We start from the raw sequence: 15093 nt of genomic DNA, 5'->3' as shown, positions 1-15093 counted from the left end.
AAAAACAAATTGTAAAGCCCTATTTTTGTATTTATGATAAATCCTTTCACCGACGAATATTTTATGAAAAAGGCGCTGCAGGAAGCCCAAATGGCTTTTGATAAAGAAGAAATTCCTGTTGGCGCTATCATTGTCATTGATAATAAAGTCATTGCTCGAGGTCATAACCTTACCGAATTACTCCATGACGTTACGGCCCACGCCGAAATGCAATCCATTACTGCTGCTGCGAATTATCTCGGCGGAAAATATTTAATAGGTTGTACGCTTTATGTGACATTAGAACCGTGCCAGATGTGTGCCGGTGCTTTGTATTGGAGTCAGATTTCTAAAATTGTGTATGGAGCCAGTGATGAAAATCGCGGTTTTGTAAAAATGGGAACGCATTTGCATCCTAAAACCACTGTTGTGAAAGGTGTTTTGGCTAATGAAGCTTCGGAGTTGATGAAGCGATTTTTTGTGGAGAGAAGGAAGTAATTCTGTTAACGTAAATGCCTAGCCCAGATAGCAGAAGAAATCCTTTTTAGTCCTGAACTTGTTTCAGGATACTGAAACAAGTTCAGGACTAAAAAGATTGTAACGGATAGCTGGATTAGCTCCTTAAAATTCTAAAAAAAGGCAAAAAAAAACTCCTCAATTTCTTGAGGAGTTTGTAATTTATTCTATGACAGCATTTTCTTTTTTGTCATAGAAATGATATTCTAAATACGTGTAAGCATCACGAGGTATAATTTTCACCCATTTTTTATGTTCAAGAAACCATTTTGAACGTAATGATGGAAAACCTTTGGTAAGGTATGCGGCCACAAAGGGATGTACATTTAGTACAACATCTTTATGATTTTTTAATACTCTTTCTAGATCAAAAGCGATTTTATCAATGATTTGAATTGGCGCTTCAATTTCGCCACTTTCATTGTTTGGATCTTCTTCTCTAGTTTTAATATTTACTTCTGGTCGTACTCTTTGTCTTGTAATTTGAACTAACCCAAATTTACTAGGAGGTAAGATCTTATGTTTCGCTTTATCGTCGCTCATTTCTTCTTTTAAGAAATCGAACAGGACTTTACGATTTTCAGGATTTGACATATCGATAAAATCGACTACGATGATTCCGCCCATATCACGAAGACGTAATTGTCTTGCGATTTCGGCAGCTGCAATCATATTCACTTCCATGGCGGTATCTTCCTGGTTGGTGGCTTTATTAGAACGATTTCCGCTGTTTACATCGATGACGTGCAAAGCTTCAGTATGTTCGATAATAAGATACGCCCCTTTACTCATGGATACTGTTTTTCCAAAAGAAGTTTTGATTTGTCTCTCTATGTTGTATTTCTCAAAAATAGGTGTGTCTTTTGATTGATAAAACTTAACGATTGATTGTTTAGATGGTGCAATTTCTTGCAAATAATCCTTTGTTTGGTTGTACAACTCTTCATCATCAATTTGAATACCGCTAAAGGTATCATTAAATACATCTCTTAATATCGAAGAGGCTCTGTTGAGTTCTCCCAATACTTTTGATGGATGATGAGCAGTTGGTAATTTTTTACACATTGCAGTCCATCTGCTTAGCAGGTTCTGCAAATCTTTTTCTAATTCGGCTGTATTTTTGCCTTCGGCTACTGTGCGAACAATAACACCAAATCCTTTTGGTTTGATGGATTGTACTAATCGTTTCAAGCGTTCTTTTTCTTTTTTGTCTTCTATTTTTTGTGAAATAGAAACACGGTCAGAAAACGGAACTAAAACTATAAATCTTCCGGCAAGAGAAAGCTCAGCGCTTATTCTTGGTCCTTTGGTAGATATAGGTTCTTTGACGACTTGTACTAAAACAGATTGATTGGCACTCAAAACATCAGTTATGGTACCATCTTTGTCTATTTCTTTTTCAAACTGAAAGGTTTTTAGGGAGAAATCTTTTAATTTACCTGTGCTTACAAGTTTTATGAATTTCAGTTGGGAAGCTAAATTTGGACCTAAATCATGATAATGTAAAAAGGCATCTTTCTCGAAGCCTACATTTACAAAAGCAGCATTTAATCCAGCAACTGGTTTCCTGATTTTAGCAATAAAAATATCACCAACCTGGAAGTTGCTTTTTTCTTCTTCTTTGTGTAATTCAATTAGTTTTCCATCTTTTAATAAGGCAAAATCTACGGCTTCAGAACTAGATCTAATGATTAATTCTTTATTCACACTGTAAATTTTTTATCTATTCGCTAAAGCGAACAAATGGATTAAACAATATTTTAACAGGTATTGAACCCGGGGAGGAAAAGACATAGAAATTAAAGAGACAAGAAGCAAGATTTATAAGTCTTAATTCTTTCTTCTTTGTTCTAGTTTTCTTTTTCTCAATTTCAATGAACGTTTAAAAAGAAAAAAGTAGTTTAAAACTACTTTTTCTTTTTGTGACGGTTAGCTCTCGCTCTTTTCTTGCGTTTGTGCGTTGCTACCTTATGTCTCTTTCTTTTTTTACCACTTGGCATATCTTGTCGATTTTATGATTAATTAATATTTTTATTTTGCTTCGTTATTTATTTTCACTCCTTCTACAAAAACTTTTGCAGGTTTGAATGCAGGAATGTTGTGCGCAGGGATTTTTATTGTAGTATTTTTGGAAATATTTCTTCCTGTTTTCTCCGCTCTAGTTTTTACTATGAAACTTCCAAAACCTCTTAAATAAACATTGTCTCCAGTTTCTAATGAATTTTTTACTTCATTCATAAAAGTCTCTACAGTTGCCTGTACATCTCCTTTTTCAAGACCTAACTTTTCTGAAATTTTTGCTACGATATCTGCTTTCGTCATTTTCTTTCCTATTTATAATGTTGTACTATTTTTTTGAGTTTGCAAATATAGGAATTTAAAAAACAATTATTCAAGCTAATTCATTAAATTTTAATTACATAAACTTTTACTTTTGCTAACAAATAATTAAAATATGATTTTCTCTAATACGCTAATACAATGGTATTTACAAAATAAACGTGATTTACCTTGGCGAAACACGACCAATCCATACCCTATTTGGCTCTCTGAAATTATGTTGCAACAGACGCGGGTTGCACAAGGTATGCCTTATTTTTTATCTTTTACAACCGCCTTTCCTACCGTTTTTGATTTGGCCAAAGCCAATGAAGAACAAGTTTTAAAACTTTGGCAAGGATTAGGGTATTATTCCAGAGCCCGAAACTTACATAAAACCGCACAACATATTGCTTTTAATTTATCAGGAATTTTCCCAGGGACTTATAGTGACTTGTTGCAATTAAAAGGAGTAGGAGAATATACTGCAGCCGCCATTGCTTCTTTCTCCTATAATGAAGCCGTCCCCGTGGTGGATGGAAACGTATTTCGAGTTTTATCACGTTATTTCGATATTGAAACTGATATTGCTCAGGCTTCCGCCAAAAAAGAATTCTTTGCTTTGGCTTTCGAACTGATGCCAAAAGACACCCGAGGCGGATCCAAATGGAGCGAATATAATCCGGCTACTTTCAATCAGGCCATTATGGAATTTGGCGCTTTGCAATGCGTTCCTAAAAGTCCGAATTGCGACATTTGTGTTTTCAACGAAAGTTGTGCCGCTTTGCAAAAAAACAAAGTTGATCAGTTGCCTGTAAAGTCCAAAAAACTAAAAGTGAGAAACCGATACTTTAATTATTTAGTTGTTGCCGATGAAATGGGGGATACAATTATACAGAAAAGAACAGGTAAGGGGATTTGGCACAATCTCTATGAATTCCCTTTGATCGAAACCGAAAAGGAAGAAGATTTTGAATTTGTTAGTGAATCCGTTCAAAGGGATTATTTTAAAAATAATACTTTGGTAAGTATGCTAGAATTCAACGAAAAAAGTATCGTACATAAATTATCACACCAGCATTTACACATCAAGTTTTGGAAAGTAAAGGTACAAGGTACAATTGAAAACGGAATTGATGCTGGAACTTTGAGAACTTTTCCTTTCCCAATTGTGATTCATAATTTTATAGAAAAGGATTTATAGCGTTTACAAAAAAATGTATCTTTGATATAAATACCAAATCCTAACAATGAACGGAACATTAAATAAAGTTATGCTAATCGGTTTTCTAGGCGACGAAGTCAAAATGCATTATTTTGATGGAGGCAATTGTATTGGAAGATTTCAGTTGGCAACAAACGAAGTGTACATCAACAAAACTACTAATGAAAAAATCACTTCCACAGAGTGGCATAATCTGGTAGTACGCAATAAAGCGGCGGAACTTTGTGAAAAATACCTTTCTAAAGGAGATAAAATATATGTGGAAGGACGCATTAAATCCCGTCAATGGCAATCAGAGGATGGCAGTACGAAACATACTACCGAAATTCAGGTAACCGAATTCACTTTTCTTACAACCAAAAAAGATAGTGAAAACAACAAACAAATTCCTGCAGCTGATATTCCGAAAAACACTAATTTTGATCCGGAAAATAATGTCTTGCCTATTAATGACTTGCCATTTTGATTGTTTAATTAATCTTAACTAATTTGGACCCAGAGCCCAGTTTATTTTTTGCGCATGCTATTGATACTAATGTAGTATTAGGCTTTACAGGAATTGCCGTTTTACTGTTTTGTTCCGCACTAATATCAGGAGCTGAGGTAGCCTTGTTTTCGTTGTCACAAAAAGACATCGATGAAACAGTACAAGAAAATAACTCCAAAGGGAAAATTATTTCGGAACTATTGGGAAAGCCCAAAAAACTATTGGCAACGCTCCTTGTGGCAAATAATTTTATGAATATTTCTATAATATTATTGTTTTCTTTTTTGGGAGAAAATGTTTTTTCAGTTATAGTGTCGCCTTTTTTAAAATTTATTGTAGAGGTATTAGTAGTGACATTTTTGATTTTGTTATTTGGAGAGGTTCTGCCCAAAGTGTATGCCAGTAGAAATAATGTAAAATTCGCCAAATTAGTGGTCTATCCAATTGCTTTTCTGGATAAAATATTGTCTCCAATAAGTTTACCCATGCGGGTCGCCACTATTTATTTGCATAACAAATTAGGTAAACAAAAAACAAATTTCTCCGTCGATCAATTATCTCAAGCCTTAGAACTAACCGCTTCTGATGAAACGTCCACCGAAGAACAAAAAATATTAGAAGGAATTGTAAGTTTTGGTAATACAGATACGAGACAAGTGATGAGCCCTCGAATCGATATTTTTGCTTTAGAAATAGACGAATCGTTTGCCGTTATTTGTCCTAAAATTATAGAAAAAGGATATTCAAGAATTCCGGTATATCGGGACAATATAGATCAGATTGAGGGTGTTTTATTTGTAAAAGATTTGCTGCCACATATTAACACGAATGATTTTGACTGGAAATCATTGTTGAGAGAACCTTTCTTTGTACCTGAAAATAAAAAATTAGATAATCTGCTGAAAGATTTTCAGGGCATGAAAAGCCACCTCGCGATTGTAGTTGATGAATATGGAGGGACGTCAGGATTGGTTTCGCTTGAAGATGTGATTGAAGAAATTGTAGGTGACATCAGTGATGAATTTGACGACGAGAATATTAATTTTTCTCAAATTGATGATAGAAACTATCTTTTTGAAGGAAAAATAAACCTTAAGGATTTTTATAGAATTATTGATGTCGATGAAGAATTATTCGAAATCAAAAAAGGAGAAGCCGAAACGCTGGCAGGTTTTATACTTGAAATTTTAGGAAATTTCCCTAAAAAAAATCAAAAAATTGTTTTCGAAAATTGCCTTTTTACAGTAGAAGAAGTTGATCAGAAAAGAGTGAAGCAAATAAAAGTAACGATTGAATAATTCACCTGTAACTCCACCGAAACTTGGGGATTCAGTGTGGAATGTGTTTCTTATAAAAAATAAAAGATTAAATAAATTTAGAATGCAAATGTTTAAAAAAACAATCACTTTTTTGGTAATAGTAATAACGTCGTTTTTGATCTTTAGTTGTAAAGATGATGTGTTACCAAAGCCCTCAAGCTATTTGCGATTGGATTATCCAGAGGCCAAATATGTAAATTTCGCAAACGAATGTCCTTTCGCTTTCGAAATGAACTCGGATGCTGTTATTAAAAAAGAAAAAGATTGTGGTTTTACCATTACGTATCCAAAAATGAAAGCGACTATTTATCTCACTTATAAACCGGTGACGGAAAACATTAATGCACTTTTGCGTGATGCGCAAAAACTGACATATGAGCACGTGATAAAAGCCGATGATATTCTGGAGCAACCGTATTTGAATCCTGACAAAAAAGTCTACGGAATGTTTTATCAAGTAGAGGGAAATGCGGCAACAAGTTCACAATTTTATGTTACGGATAGTACCAAACACTTTGTGACAGGCTCCGTTTATTTTTATGCAAAACCCAATTATGATTCTATTATGCCGGCAGCAAGTTATATCAAAAATGACATGCAGCGGCTTATGGAAACCCTAAAGTGGAAATAATATTTCATAAAAAAAAGCATTCGGTTTACGCAAATGCTTTTTTATGAAAATATAAAAGTTTGAATTAGGACTTCATTTTTGATACTTTGTACGTCTTGCCATCTGCAGCAGCTTCGACAACAGTAGTCAGTTTTTCTGGAGTTTGAACTGTTTTGTCAAAAGTGACGGTAGCTAATTTTGTGTCAAAATCTACTGTTGCTTTTTGAACACCTTCCAATGTTTTCAAATCTTCCTGAATGGTTTTAGCACAACCAATGGCACAAGTCATTCCTTCAACGGTGAAACTAGCGGTTTGTAGATTGGCTTTTGCGATGTCTTTTTTAATTTTTGGAACTGTTGATTCAGCTGTTTCTTTTGAAACCGTATCTGTTATTTTTTCTTTACAGCCTACAAATAAAACACTTATAAGACTTAAAGTTAGTATTGATTTTTTGAAATTCATTATAATGTGGGTTTTTAAGATTATAGGTTCTTAATGTTTTACAAAATTAATTAAAAAAAGGAGTTCTAATTCATAAAATAATTACAATTTTGAGGTAAAATTATTTTCATGGAATCGAAGCAATTAAAATGGGTGTACTTGATGGTTCTTGCCTTAGTTTGGGGAAGCTCATTTATTTTAATAAAAAAAGGTTTGATAGGTTTAACGGCTTTGCAACTGGGGTCCTTACGAATTATTTTTGCGGCTGTTTTTTTAATAGTGATAGGATTTAAAAGTTTAACTAAAATCCCGAGGTTTAAGTGGAAATACATAGCCTTAACCTCTTTGTTTGGCACATTTGTACCAGCTTACTTGTTTGCAATTGCTCAAACTGAAATTGATAGTTCTGTGAGTTCTATATTGAATTCTTTGACTCCTTTGAATACACTAATTTTAGGAGCTTTGGTTTTTGGATTGCAATTCAAAAAAAATCAAATTTTTGGAATTCTAATCGGTCTTATAGGAAGCGCTTTGTTAATTTTAAATGGAGCTATTCATCACCCGGAACAAAATTATTACTACGCCATTTTGGTTTTAATAGCTTCGATATGCTATGCTGTCAATGTGAATTTAATCAAGAAGTACCTGCATGATCTAAGTCCGCTAAGTATTACTACCGGTAATTTTATGGTATTGTTTTTTCCGGCCTCCCTAATCTTGTTTTTTTCTGGTTTCTTTGAAGTGATACAGGATGTAAATGTGCAGGAATCGGTTTTGTTTATAATGGTTCTGGGCGTTGTAGGAACTGGAATTGCCAATATTCTTTTTTTTAAACTCATTCAAATGTCTTCACCTGTTTTTGCGACATCGGTTACGTATTTGATTCCTGTTGTTGCTTTTTGCTGGGGATTGTTAGACAATGAAATGCTGACGCCAGTTCAGTTCTTTGGTGCTTTTATAATTTTGATTGGAGTATATCTATCGGCCAAGAAATAGGTTTTGGACACGGGAATTTAGTAAATTCACTATTTTCTAAAAACAATAAGGGCTGCCTAAAAAGACAGCCCTTATTCAAGAATTCTAATTTTTATTATTGGAAATCAGCATCCGTAACGCCTTCGTTTATTTTTACATCAGACATTTTTATATCTAATTCAAAACCTACATTTTGGATGATATTAAAAGGAACTTTAACTCCTTTCACTTCTTTGTAATCGCCGTAGTTAATAGTTTGTGTGATGCTTTTGCCTCCTTGTTCTACAACTTTAGATTCGGCCAGTTTTAAACCAGAAGTTACGTCATAATATAAAGTAGTTTTTCCGTTTTTAACAACATAAGCGTCTTTTCCATTTACAGACTCAATAGTTTCTAAAGTTAATCCTTGTTTTTTAGAAAGCGATAATTCTTCGAAAGTCGTTGCGCTAGCTTTCATATCAGTAAGCATCGTTCCTTCTATGTTTTGGCGTTGTCCTTGTTGCATTACATAAGCCTCTTTTTCATTGACCACTTGTTTCATTAAGCTCATGGTTCCCATGGCCAATTCAACCATAAGTTTTCCTTTAGCATCAATTTTTGAAGTAAAATTTAATGGAGATGGTGCTTGAGGAATAGTAGTAGTTCCGTTCATTACAATTGTTTTTACTCCTAAAGCGGCTTTTTCTCCACCAATGGCTTTAAGGTAATTGTCAATCACGCTTTTTGCAGTTACACCCGCTGGAACCGATTTTTTTAACTCAGGTTTCGCAGTTGGATTTCCGTATTTGTCAAAATATAAAACAGGTAGTTTTAATTTTTCTAAACTAGGCGCTACATCAGCCGCTTTTCCAACAATTACAATTCTGCTGTTATCCGCTAAGAAATATTTGTTAGAGACTCTTAAAACATCTTCTGCGGTTACCGCACTGATGTTTTTAATGTAATTTTCATAGAAATCACTAGGTAAGCTTTGTGTTTGAATTCTCAAGGCGTATCCCGCTACCGTTTGTGGTTTCTCAATTTGCATTACAAATCGACCAATATAGCCTGCTTTTACACTGGCTAGCATTTCATCTGTCACTTTTTCCGTTCTGATTTTTTTAAATTCTTTCAGAATTTCAACAACGGTACTGTCTGTTACGGCATTACGAACTTGTGTTGAAGCATTGAAAGTAGAAATACGTTTGTCTCCATAGATGCTTGTTCTTGCGCCGTAGGTCCATCCGTGAGCTTCTCTTAAATTCATATTGATGTAACTGTTGAAGTCGCCACCAAGAATTTGGTTTGCGATCAAAACCGCAAAATAATCAGGATCAGTCATTTTTAAGTTTACAAGGTTCACTGCAGCAACTTCTGATTGAACTGCGTTTGGCATATCAATAAAGTTGATTTGTGAAGCGGAAACATCTTTTGGATCGTTATACGAGATAGAAGGAGCAGTTGCTTTTTTCCATGATCCAAAGAATTTCTCTACCATTTTTTTTGTTTCATTAAATTTAACATCACCTACAATAATCAGGTAAGCGTTACTTGGAACAAAATAAGTGTTGTAATTCGATTTTACATCTGCAAGAGTTACGTTTTTCAAGGTGGCTTCGCTTAAGTATTCACCAGAAGGATGATTTTTCCCAAAGGTCAAAACATCAACAACTCTGGCGGCTACCGCTGAAACACTTTTTTCATTGGCTTTTAAGCCTTCAATAAGTTTTGTTTTTTCTTTATCAAATTCTTCTTGAGTAAAGTTTGGATTTAATGCTCCATCAGCGAGTAATTCTAAAACCCTTCCAGAGTATTTAGACAAGGCACTTGCTGAAGCGCCATTCGAACTAAAATTGATAGTTGCACCTAAGAAATCGACTTCTTCATTGAAAGCCGTTTTAGAAATTTTAGTGGTCCCACTGCCAATTAAGGTACTCGTCATATCTGCAACCCCTTTCTTGTCACCTTCTGCGTACGGATCATTGTCTAGTGTAAGGCTGAAGGAAACTCTTGGTAATTTATGGTTTTCAACAACCATAACTTTTAAACCATTTTTTAATTCAAAGGTTACCGGCTTTCCGATTTTTATAGACGGAGCGACTCCTGGTTTTGGCTGAGGGATGATTTGTCCTTGCATACTTATTGTTAAGAACAAGCTTGATAAAATTAATATTGATTTTTTCATAATGATATATCTTAGTTTTGAGCTTTGTCTTTAGATGGCACGTAATCCAAAACTAATCGTTGGTTTGGATTTAAATATTTCTTAGCAATATCTCTGATTTCTTCCCGAGTGATAGAATGATACATTTCAATTTCGGTGTTGATTAAGTTTACATCACCGTATAATAAATGGTAGGAAGCCAAGTTGTCTGCAATACCGTCAATAGTAGAATTGCTGTTTACATATTGATTTTCAAATTTATTCTGTAATTTTTGTAAGTCTTTTTCGGAAATCAATTCTGTTTGTAGTTTCACAATTTCAGAGTCAATTTCGGCAAGAATATTTTCAGTAGTGTTTGGAGCTTGAGGCAAACCGTAAATGATATAACTGCCATAATCTTCTTGATTGTTGCTAAAAGCACCAATTTGTAAGGCCATTTTCTTGTCGTCTACTATTTTTTTGTATAATCTGGAGCTTTTTCCATCACTTAGAATAGAAGAAATCATGTCCAGAACTCTAGCATCCCTCGTTTTCATCGATGGAGTTCTGTAGGCAGCAACGATCGCAGGTATTTGGATGTTAGCATCTTCAAATTTAGCTTTTATCGTTTGAGTAATCGGTTCTTCAACAAATGTTTCTCTTTGAATAGCAGCTCCTTTTTTGATTGGGCCAAAATATTTTTGAATCCATTCTTTGGCTTGTTCTTTTTTGAAGTCACCGGCAACAATTAAAACCGCATTATTGGGAATGTAAAATTTCTTATTGAAAGCCTGAAATTCCTCTAAAGTAGCAGCGTCTAAATGGCTCATAGAACCAATAGTTGCCCAACGATACGGGTGCTTTGTAAAAATATTCTTTTTTACTTCTGCTAAAAAGTTTCCATAAGGCTGATTGTCTACACGCAGTCTTTTCTCTTCTTTTACTACTTCATTTTGAGTATCCACTCCAATTTGATTGATAACTGGGTGAAGCATTCTTTCTGCTTCCATCCACAACCCTAATTCCAGGTTATTAGAAGGGAAGACTTCATAGTAATACGTTCTATCGTCAGTAGTATTGGCATTGTTTACACCGCCATTTCCAGTTACAATCTTAAACCATTCGCCACGTTTGATGTTTTCTGTTCCTTCGAATAGCAAATGTTCAAAAAAGTGAGCGAAACCAGTTCTTTCCGGATTTTCGTCTTTAGCACCCACATGGTACATTACGGAGGTAATAACAGTAGGAGCAGATGGATCGTTGTGTAAAATCACATGCAAGCCATTTTCTAATTTGTATTCCTCAAAAGCTACTTTCTGCGCTGAAGCGACTCCACCTAGCATAAACAAAGCACCTAAAGCCATTAATGAATTTTTCATAAGGTTAATAATTTTGTTGATATAAATGTAAGTAGTATTTGTCATTTTTTTGTTACATCAAAAATACAACAGAATGAAACTTTAACAACCGTTCAGTCTGGTTTTTTATTTATGGGTTGCAAAAGCGAAGAAAATCAAGTGTTTAGTAGTTAAAAATATTTTTCGGTCTACAAATTGCAGGTTAAATATTTAATTGTATATTTGCAACCTTAAAAATTATTAAAACAATTCAGTATGTATGCAATCGTAGAGATAGCAGGGCAACAATTCAAAGTAAGCAAAGACTTAAAGGTTTATGTTCACCGTTTGACTAATGAGGAAGGTTCAAAAGTTACTTTTGACAAAGTTCTTTTATTAGATGATAACGGAACTATCACTTTAGGCGCCCCAGCTATAGAAGGTGCTTCAGTAGAAGCTAAAGTGTTACAACACTTAAAAGGAGATAAAGTTATCGTTTTCAAAAAGAAAAGAAGAAAAGGATACAAAAAGAGAAACGGTCATAGACAATATCTTACTCAAATTGTAATTGAAGGTATTACTGGTGTTGGTGCTAAAAAAGCAGCTCCTAAAAAGGCAGCTGTTGAAGCAACTACAGAAGAAGTAGAAGCTCCTAAGAAAAAAGTAGCTAAAGCTAAAAAAGAAGATACACAAGAATAATAACAAAATAAAACTAATACGTCATGGCTCACAAGAAAGGTGTCGGTAGTTCTAAGAATGGTAGAGAATCAGAATCAAAACGTTTAGGTGTTAAGATTTTTGGTGGTCAAGCTGCTATTGCTGGGAACATCATCGTAAGACAAAGAGGTTCAAAACATAATCCAGGTGCAAATGTTTACATTAGTAAAGATCACACCCTACACGCAAGAGTAGATGGAGTTGTTTTCTTCCAAAAGAAAAGAGATAATAAATCATACGTTTCAATCCTTCCATTTGAAGTTGAAGCATAATTGATTTTCTCAATTATTAAAAAACCCGTTTCGAAAGAAACGGGTTTTTTGTTTTTAAAATTCATATTGTGATTTACAGTATAGCTGTAGATTGTTGTAGTATTGAAATGGTTTGATATCTTAATTGAAATAAAGTAGAGTGATGTTTATTATCAGTGTATTGTAAAACTCGTCAGTAATTAGTAAGAGAAGCCTAGTATTAATTTATTCTAAGGTTCTGTATAAAATATAGAGATTCAACACAAAGTAGAAAAAGGCAGGTAAGGAAACCAATAGAGAGTCTTTCATCTTTATTCTTACGCATACACCAAGTAACATCAGTAAAGCTAGCCCTCCAGAAGCAAGAATCAAAATTGTTTGATTCTCGACACCTATAAATAAGCCTAAAGCACCCGTTAATTCTAAAATAGCAGTTAATGTTCCAAACTTTTCAAGACCAAAACGTTTGAATTCATTTTTCATACTGGTAGAGGTGAAATAAGCGATTCCATAGATGAGAAAAGAGATTGCTGAAAAGAAAATGAGTGCATTTAAAAAATTCATATTTTGATTATTTGGAAGCGTATAGTGCAACAAAAAGGGATAATGCCAAAAGGAATAAAGAGGGGAAATGTTTAGACCAAGGGTTCTTTGCTTTGAAATGAAAAAATTGTGCGCTTACCATCAGCAAAGCCATTATAAGTGCTGGTATAAAAACTAATTCAGGAAACCAAATCCCTGTTATTAACAAAGTTGATAAGGCTATTTTTGTCGCACCCACTGCGTTTCTTGTCAAATCCGATAAACCGTATTGTTTGAATTCCTTAACGATGTTGTCAAACCTAAAAATCCAAACATAACCTACAGACAATGCGATTACAAGTTGGGCAATAATAGTATACGTATTCATAATTTTATGGTTAAGATTGTTTCTTTTTGTGGTTTTGTAAATGTGACTTTTTAGTAAGTTTAATTTACTGAAAAAAAATAATTCTCTCAAATATACCATAAACTTACATTATAATGATTTCTTTGTTGGTTTATTAGTAAATAATAGCGGTGTTTTCATTATGATGCCAATCGAAGCTTTGTTTGTAGGTAATAATTTAAAAATTAGATGAGGTTGGGCATTGTTAAACTACAGATAAATCTTTTAGATTGGGTTTCTTACTACTAAAAAAAGGTTAGGTGAGGTAGTGTATTAAAACAAAGAACCCTTGCATTTTTGCAAGGGTTCTTAAATATGAAAGCATAAATCGCTAATTTAAAATCAGTAATCTAGTATCTGTAATATTCCGGTTTGAATGGCCCTTCAACTGGAACTCCAATATAATCTGCTTGATCCACGCGTAAGGTTTCTAATTCAACACCTAATTTAGCAAGGTGTAACATGGCTACTTTCTCATCTAAATGTTTTGGTAACATGTACACTTCGTTGTTGTATGCCGCGCTGTTTTTCCACAATTCGATTTGAGCTAGCGTTTGGTTTGTGAATGAGTTACTCATTACAAAACTTGGGTGACCTGTAGCACAACCTAGATTCACTAAACGACCTTCGGCAAGGATAAGAATGTCTTTTCCGGCAATCGTATATTTGTCTACTTGTGGTTTGATTTCAATTTTTGATGCACCATGGTTTGTATTTAACCAAGCCATATCAATTTCGTTGTCAAAATGTCCGATGTTACAAACGATAGTTTTATCTTTCATTTTTTCGAAATGAGAACCCAAAACGATATCTTTATTTCCAGTAGTGGTAATGATGATATCAGCAGTAGCAATAACGGTATCTAATTTTTTTACTTCAAAACCATCCATTGCAGCTTGAAGCGCACAAATTGGGTCAATTTCAGTCACAGTAACAATAGAACCGGCACCTCTAAAAGAAGCAGCAGTACCTTTACCTACGTCACCGTACCCGCAAACGATTACTCTTTTTGCAGCAAGCATAATATCAGTTGCACGACGAACGGCATCAACTGCAGATTCTTTACAGCCGTATTTATTGTCAAATTTCGATTTAGTAACCGAGTCATTTACATTAATAGCAGGCATTGGTAACGTTCCTGCTTTTACTCTTTCATACAATCTGTGAACTCCAGTTGTAGTCTCTTCAGACAATCCTTTGATTCCGGCAACTAATTCCGGGTAACGATCAATCACCATGTTTGTCAAATCGCCTCCATCATCAAGAATCATGTTTAATGGTTTTCTGTCCTCGCCAAAGAATAATGTTTGTTCAATACACCAATCAAAATCAGGTTCGTTTAACCCTTTCCAAGCATACACCTGAATTCCTGCAGCAGCTATTGCAGCGGCAGCTTGATCTTGTGTAGAGAAAATGTTACAAGAGCTCCAAGTCACCTCAGCACCAAGAGCGATTAAAGTTTCAATCAAAACCGCAGTCTGAATCGTCATGTGTAAACATCCTGCAATACGAGCACCAGCAAGTGGTTGTTCGTTTTTGTATTCCGCACGAAGCGCCATTAAACCCGGCATTTCAGCTTCTGCTAATTCAATTTCTTTTCTTCCCCAGGCCGCTAGAGAAATGTCTTTTACTTTGAAAGCCACATAAGGCATAGTTGCTGTACTCATTTATTGTATATTTGTAATTGTATATTTTTTGCAAATTTACGCATTAACTTTATAATTTAACGAGATTCTAAAATAATTGTGAATTGTTTAATACGCTAATCTTTTGAACATTAAGTAAATAATTTTTCAAAACTGAACTTGTTTCAGTTTCAGGAGCTATTCCCGTTATTTGCTATATCTTTTTTTTACGCAAAAATGC

At 34.4% G+C, this 15093-nt stretch carries 16 protein-coding genes; 8 read left to right on the top strand and 8 right to left on the bottom strand.

Annotated features, from left to right (window positions below):
- The first annotated feature begins 33 nt into the window (after window positions 1–33).
- Window positions 34–477, top strand: coding sequence for a nucleoside deaminase (locus ACNQF9_RS02865; protein ID WP_417958743.1), 444 nt, complete (start codon window positions 34–36; stop codon window positions 475–477).
- Window positions 478–657: 180 nt separating this feature from the next.
- On the opposite strand, the gene ACNQF9_RS02860 is transcribed toward ACNQF9_RS02865, so the two are convergent.
- Window positions 658–2202, bottom strand: a complete 1545-nt coding sequence (locus tag ACNQF9_RS02860) for an Rne/Rng family ribonuclease (protein WP_417958742.1) — start codon at window positions 2200–2202, stop codon at window positions 658–660.
- Between the two features lie 324 nt (window positions 2203–2526).
- On the bottom strand, window positions 2527–2817 hold the full coding sequence (locus tag ACNQF9_RS02855; protein WP_016989051.1) for an HU family DNA-binding protein: 291 nt from the start codon (window positions 2815–2817) through the stop codon (window positions 2527–2529).
- A 133-nt stretch (window positions 2818–2950) separates the two neighbouring features.
- On the opposite strand from ACNQF9_RS02855, the gene mutY reads away from it, so the two are divergent.
- From mutY to gldD, 4 genes are all read left to right on the top strand, one after another.
- Window positions 2951–4018 (top strand): A/G-specific adenine glycosylase, encoded by a 1068-nt coding sequence (mutY, locus tag ACNQF9_RS02850; RefSeq protein WP_417958741.1) that lies wholly within the window; start codon window positions 2951–2953, stop codon window positions 4016–4018.
- Between the two features lie 46 nt (window positions 4019–4064).
- Entirely contained in the window at window positions 4065–4505 is a 441-nt protein-coding gene (locus ACNQF9_RS02845) for a single-stranded DNA-binding protein (protein WP_417958740.1), read from the top strand.
- 23 nt (window positions 4506–4528) lie between these two features.
- On the top strand, window positions 4529–5824 hold the full coding sequence (locus tag ACNQF9_RS02840) for a gliding motility-associated protein GldE (protein WP_417958739.1): 1296 nt from the start codon (window positions 4529–4531) through the stop codon (window positions 5822–5824).
- 88 nt (window positions 5825–5912) lie between these two features.
- A complete protein-coding gene (gene gldD, locus ACNQF9_RS02835; RefSeq protein ID WP_417959390.1) occupies window positions 5913–6476 on the top strand; it encodes a gliding motility lipoprotein GldD in 564 nt (187 codons plus the stop codon).
- Window positions 6477–6540: 64 nt separating this feature from the next.
- On the opposite strand, the gene ACNQF9_RS02830 is transcribed toward gldD, so the two are convergent.
- A complete protein-coding gene (locus tag ACNQF9_RS02830) occupies window positions 6541–6918 on the bottom strand; it encodes a heavy-metal-associated domain-containing protein (RefSeq protein ID WP_417989589.1) in 378 nt (125 codons plus the stop codon).
- 108 nt (window positions 6919–7026) lie between these two features.
- Between ACNQF9_RS02830 and ACNQF9_RS02825 the strand changes: the two genes are divergently transcribed.
- Window positions 7027–7893: a DMT family transporter gene (locus tag ACNQF9_RS02825; protein ID WP_417989588.1), complete on the top strand. Its 867-nt coding sequence runs from the start codon at window positions 7027–7029 to the stop codon at window positions 7891–7893.
- Window positions 7894–7987: 94 nt separating this feature from the next.
- On the opposite strand, the gene ACNQF9_RS02820 is transcribed toward ACNQF9_RS02825, so the two are convergent.
- Together ACNQF9_RS02820 and ACNQF9_RS02815 are read right to left on the bottom strand one after the other, a co-directional pair.
- The gene (locus ACNQF9_RS02820; RefSeq protein ID WP_417989587.1) at window positions 7988–10036 is read right to left on the bottom strand and encodes an insulinase family protein; all 2049 of its coding nucleotides are present in this window, start codon (window positions 10034–10036) and stop codon (window positions 7988–7990) included.
- A gap of 11 nt (window positions 10037–10047) precedes the next feature.
- The gene (locus ACNQF9_RS02815) at window positions 10048–11373 is read right to left on the bottom strand and encodes a M16 family metallopeptidase (protein WP_417989586.1); all 1326 of its coding nucleotides are present in this window, start codon (window positions 11371–11373) and stop codon (window positions 10048–10050) included.
- A 234-nt stretch (window positions 11374–11607) separates the two neighbouring features.
- Here ACNQF9_RS02815 and rplU point away from each other — a divergent pair, with 234 nt between their 5' ends.
- Window positions 11608–12030 (top strand): 50S ribosomal protein L21, encoded by a 423-nt coding sequence (gene rplU, locus ACNQF9_RS02810; RefSeq protein WP_417958734.1) that lies wholly within the window; start codon window positions 11608–11610, stop codon window positions 12028–12030.
- 23 nt (window positions 12031–12053) lie between these two features.
- Window positions 12054–12320, top strand: a complete 267-nt coding sequence (gene rpmA, locus ACNQF9_RS02805) for a 50S ribosomal protein L27 (protein ID WP_086453627.1) — start codon at window positions 12054–12056, stop codon at window positions 12318–12320.
- A 204-nt stretch (window positions 12321–12524) separates the two neighbouring features.
- Here the strand turns inward: rpmA and ACNQF9_RS02800 are convergent, their stop codons facing one another.
- The 3 genes from ACNQF9_RS02800 to ahcY all read right to left on the bottom strand — a co-directional run bounded on the left by ACNQF9_RS02800 (window position 12525) and on the right by ahcY (window position 14894).
- A complete protein-coding gene (locus ACNQF9_RS02800; RefSeq protein ID WP_417958733.1) occupies window positions 12525–12863 on the bottom strand; it encodes a DoxX family protein in 339 nt (112 codons plus the stop codon).
- A 7-nt stretch (window positions 12864–12870) separates the two neighbouring features.
- The gene (locus ACNQF9_RS02795; RefSeq protein ID WP_417958732.1) at window positions 12871–13209 is read right to left on the bottom strand and encodes a DoxX family protein; all 339 of its coding nucleotides are present in this window, start codon (window positions 13207–13209) and stop codon (window positions 12871–12873) included.
- Between the two features lie 368 nt (window positions 13210–13577).
- Window positions 13578–14894, bottom strand: coding sequence for an adenosylhomocysteinase (gene ahcY, locus ACNQF9_RS02790; protein WP_417989585.1), 1317 nt, complete (start codon window positions 14892–14894; stop codon window positions 13578–13580).
- Window positions 14895–15093 lie beyond the last annotated feature (199 nt).

Origin of the sequence: Flavobacterium amylolyticum (assembly GCF_048284335.1) — a bacterium.
Classification (GTDB): Bacteria; Bacteroidota; Bacteroidia; order Flavobacteriales; family Flavobacteriaceae; genus Flavobacterium.
This window is presented reverse-complemented; position numbering and strand designations above follow the sequence as displayed.

Bases quoted from the DNA above. Each gene is read 5' to 3' on its own strand.
- ACNQF9_RS02795 (WP_417958732.1), bottom strand. From the start codon at position 13,209: ATGAATACGTATACTATTATTGCCCAACTTGTAATCGCATTGTCTGTA.
- gldD (WP_417959390.1), top strand. From the start codon at position 5,913: ATGTTTAAAAAAACAATCACTTTTTTGGTAATAGTAATAACGTCGTTT.
- ACNQF9_RS02845 (WP_417958740.1), top strand. From the start codon at position 4,065: ATGAACGGAACATTAAATAAAGTTATGCTAATCGGTTTTCTAGGCGAC.
- ACNQF9_RS02825 (WP_417989588.1), top strand. From the start codon at position 7,027: ATGGAATCGAAGCAATTAAAATGGGTGTACTTGATGGTTCTTGCCTTA.
- ACNQF9_RS02820 (WP_417989587.1), bottom strand. From the start codon at position 10,036: ATGAAAAAATCAATATTAATTTTATCAAGCTTGTTCTTAACAATAAGT.
- ACNQF9_RS02830 (WP_417989589.1), bottom strand. From the start codon at position 6,918: ATGAATTTCAAAAAATCAATACTAACTTTAAGTCTTATAAGTGTTTTA.
- ahcY (WP_417989585.1), bottom strand. From the start codon at position 14,894: ATGAGTACAGCAACTATGCCTTATGTGGCTTTCAAAGTAAAAGACATT.
- rpmA (WP_086453627.1), top strand. From the start codon at position 12,054: ATGGCTCACAAGAAAGGTGTCGGTAGTTCTAAGAATGGTAGAGAATCA.
- ACNQF9_RS02815 (WP_417989586.1), bottom strand. From the start codon at position 11,373: ATGAAAAATTCATTAATGGCTTTAGGTGCTTTGTTTATGCTAGGTGGA.
- mutY (WP_417958741.1), top strand. From the start codon at position 2,951: ATGATTTTCTCTAATACGCTAATACAATGGTATTTACAAAATAAACGT.
- ACNQF9_RS02865 (WP_417958743.1), top strand. From the start codon at position 34: ATGATAAATCCTTTCACCGACGAATATTTTATGAAAAAGGCGCTGCAG.
- rplU (WP_417958734.1), top strand. From the start codon at position 11,608: ATGTATGCAATCGTAGAGATAGCAGGGCAACAATTCAAAGTAAGCAAA.
- ACNQF9_RS02855 (WP_016989051.1), bottom strand. From the start codon at position 2,817: ATGACGAAAGCAGATATCGTAGCAAAAATTTCAGAAAAGTTAGGTCTT.
- ACNQF9_RS02800 (WP_417958733.1), bottom strand. From the start codon at position 12,863: ATGAATTTTTTAAATGCACTCATTTTCTTTTCAGCAATCTCTTTTCTC.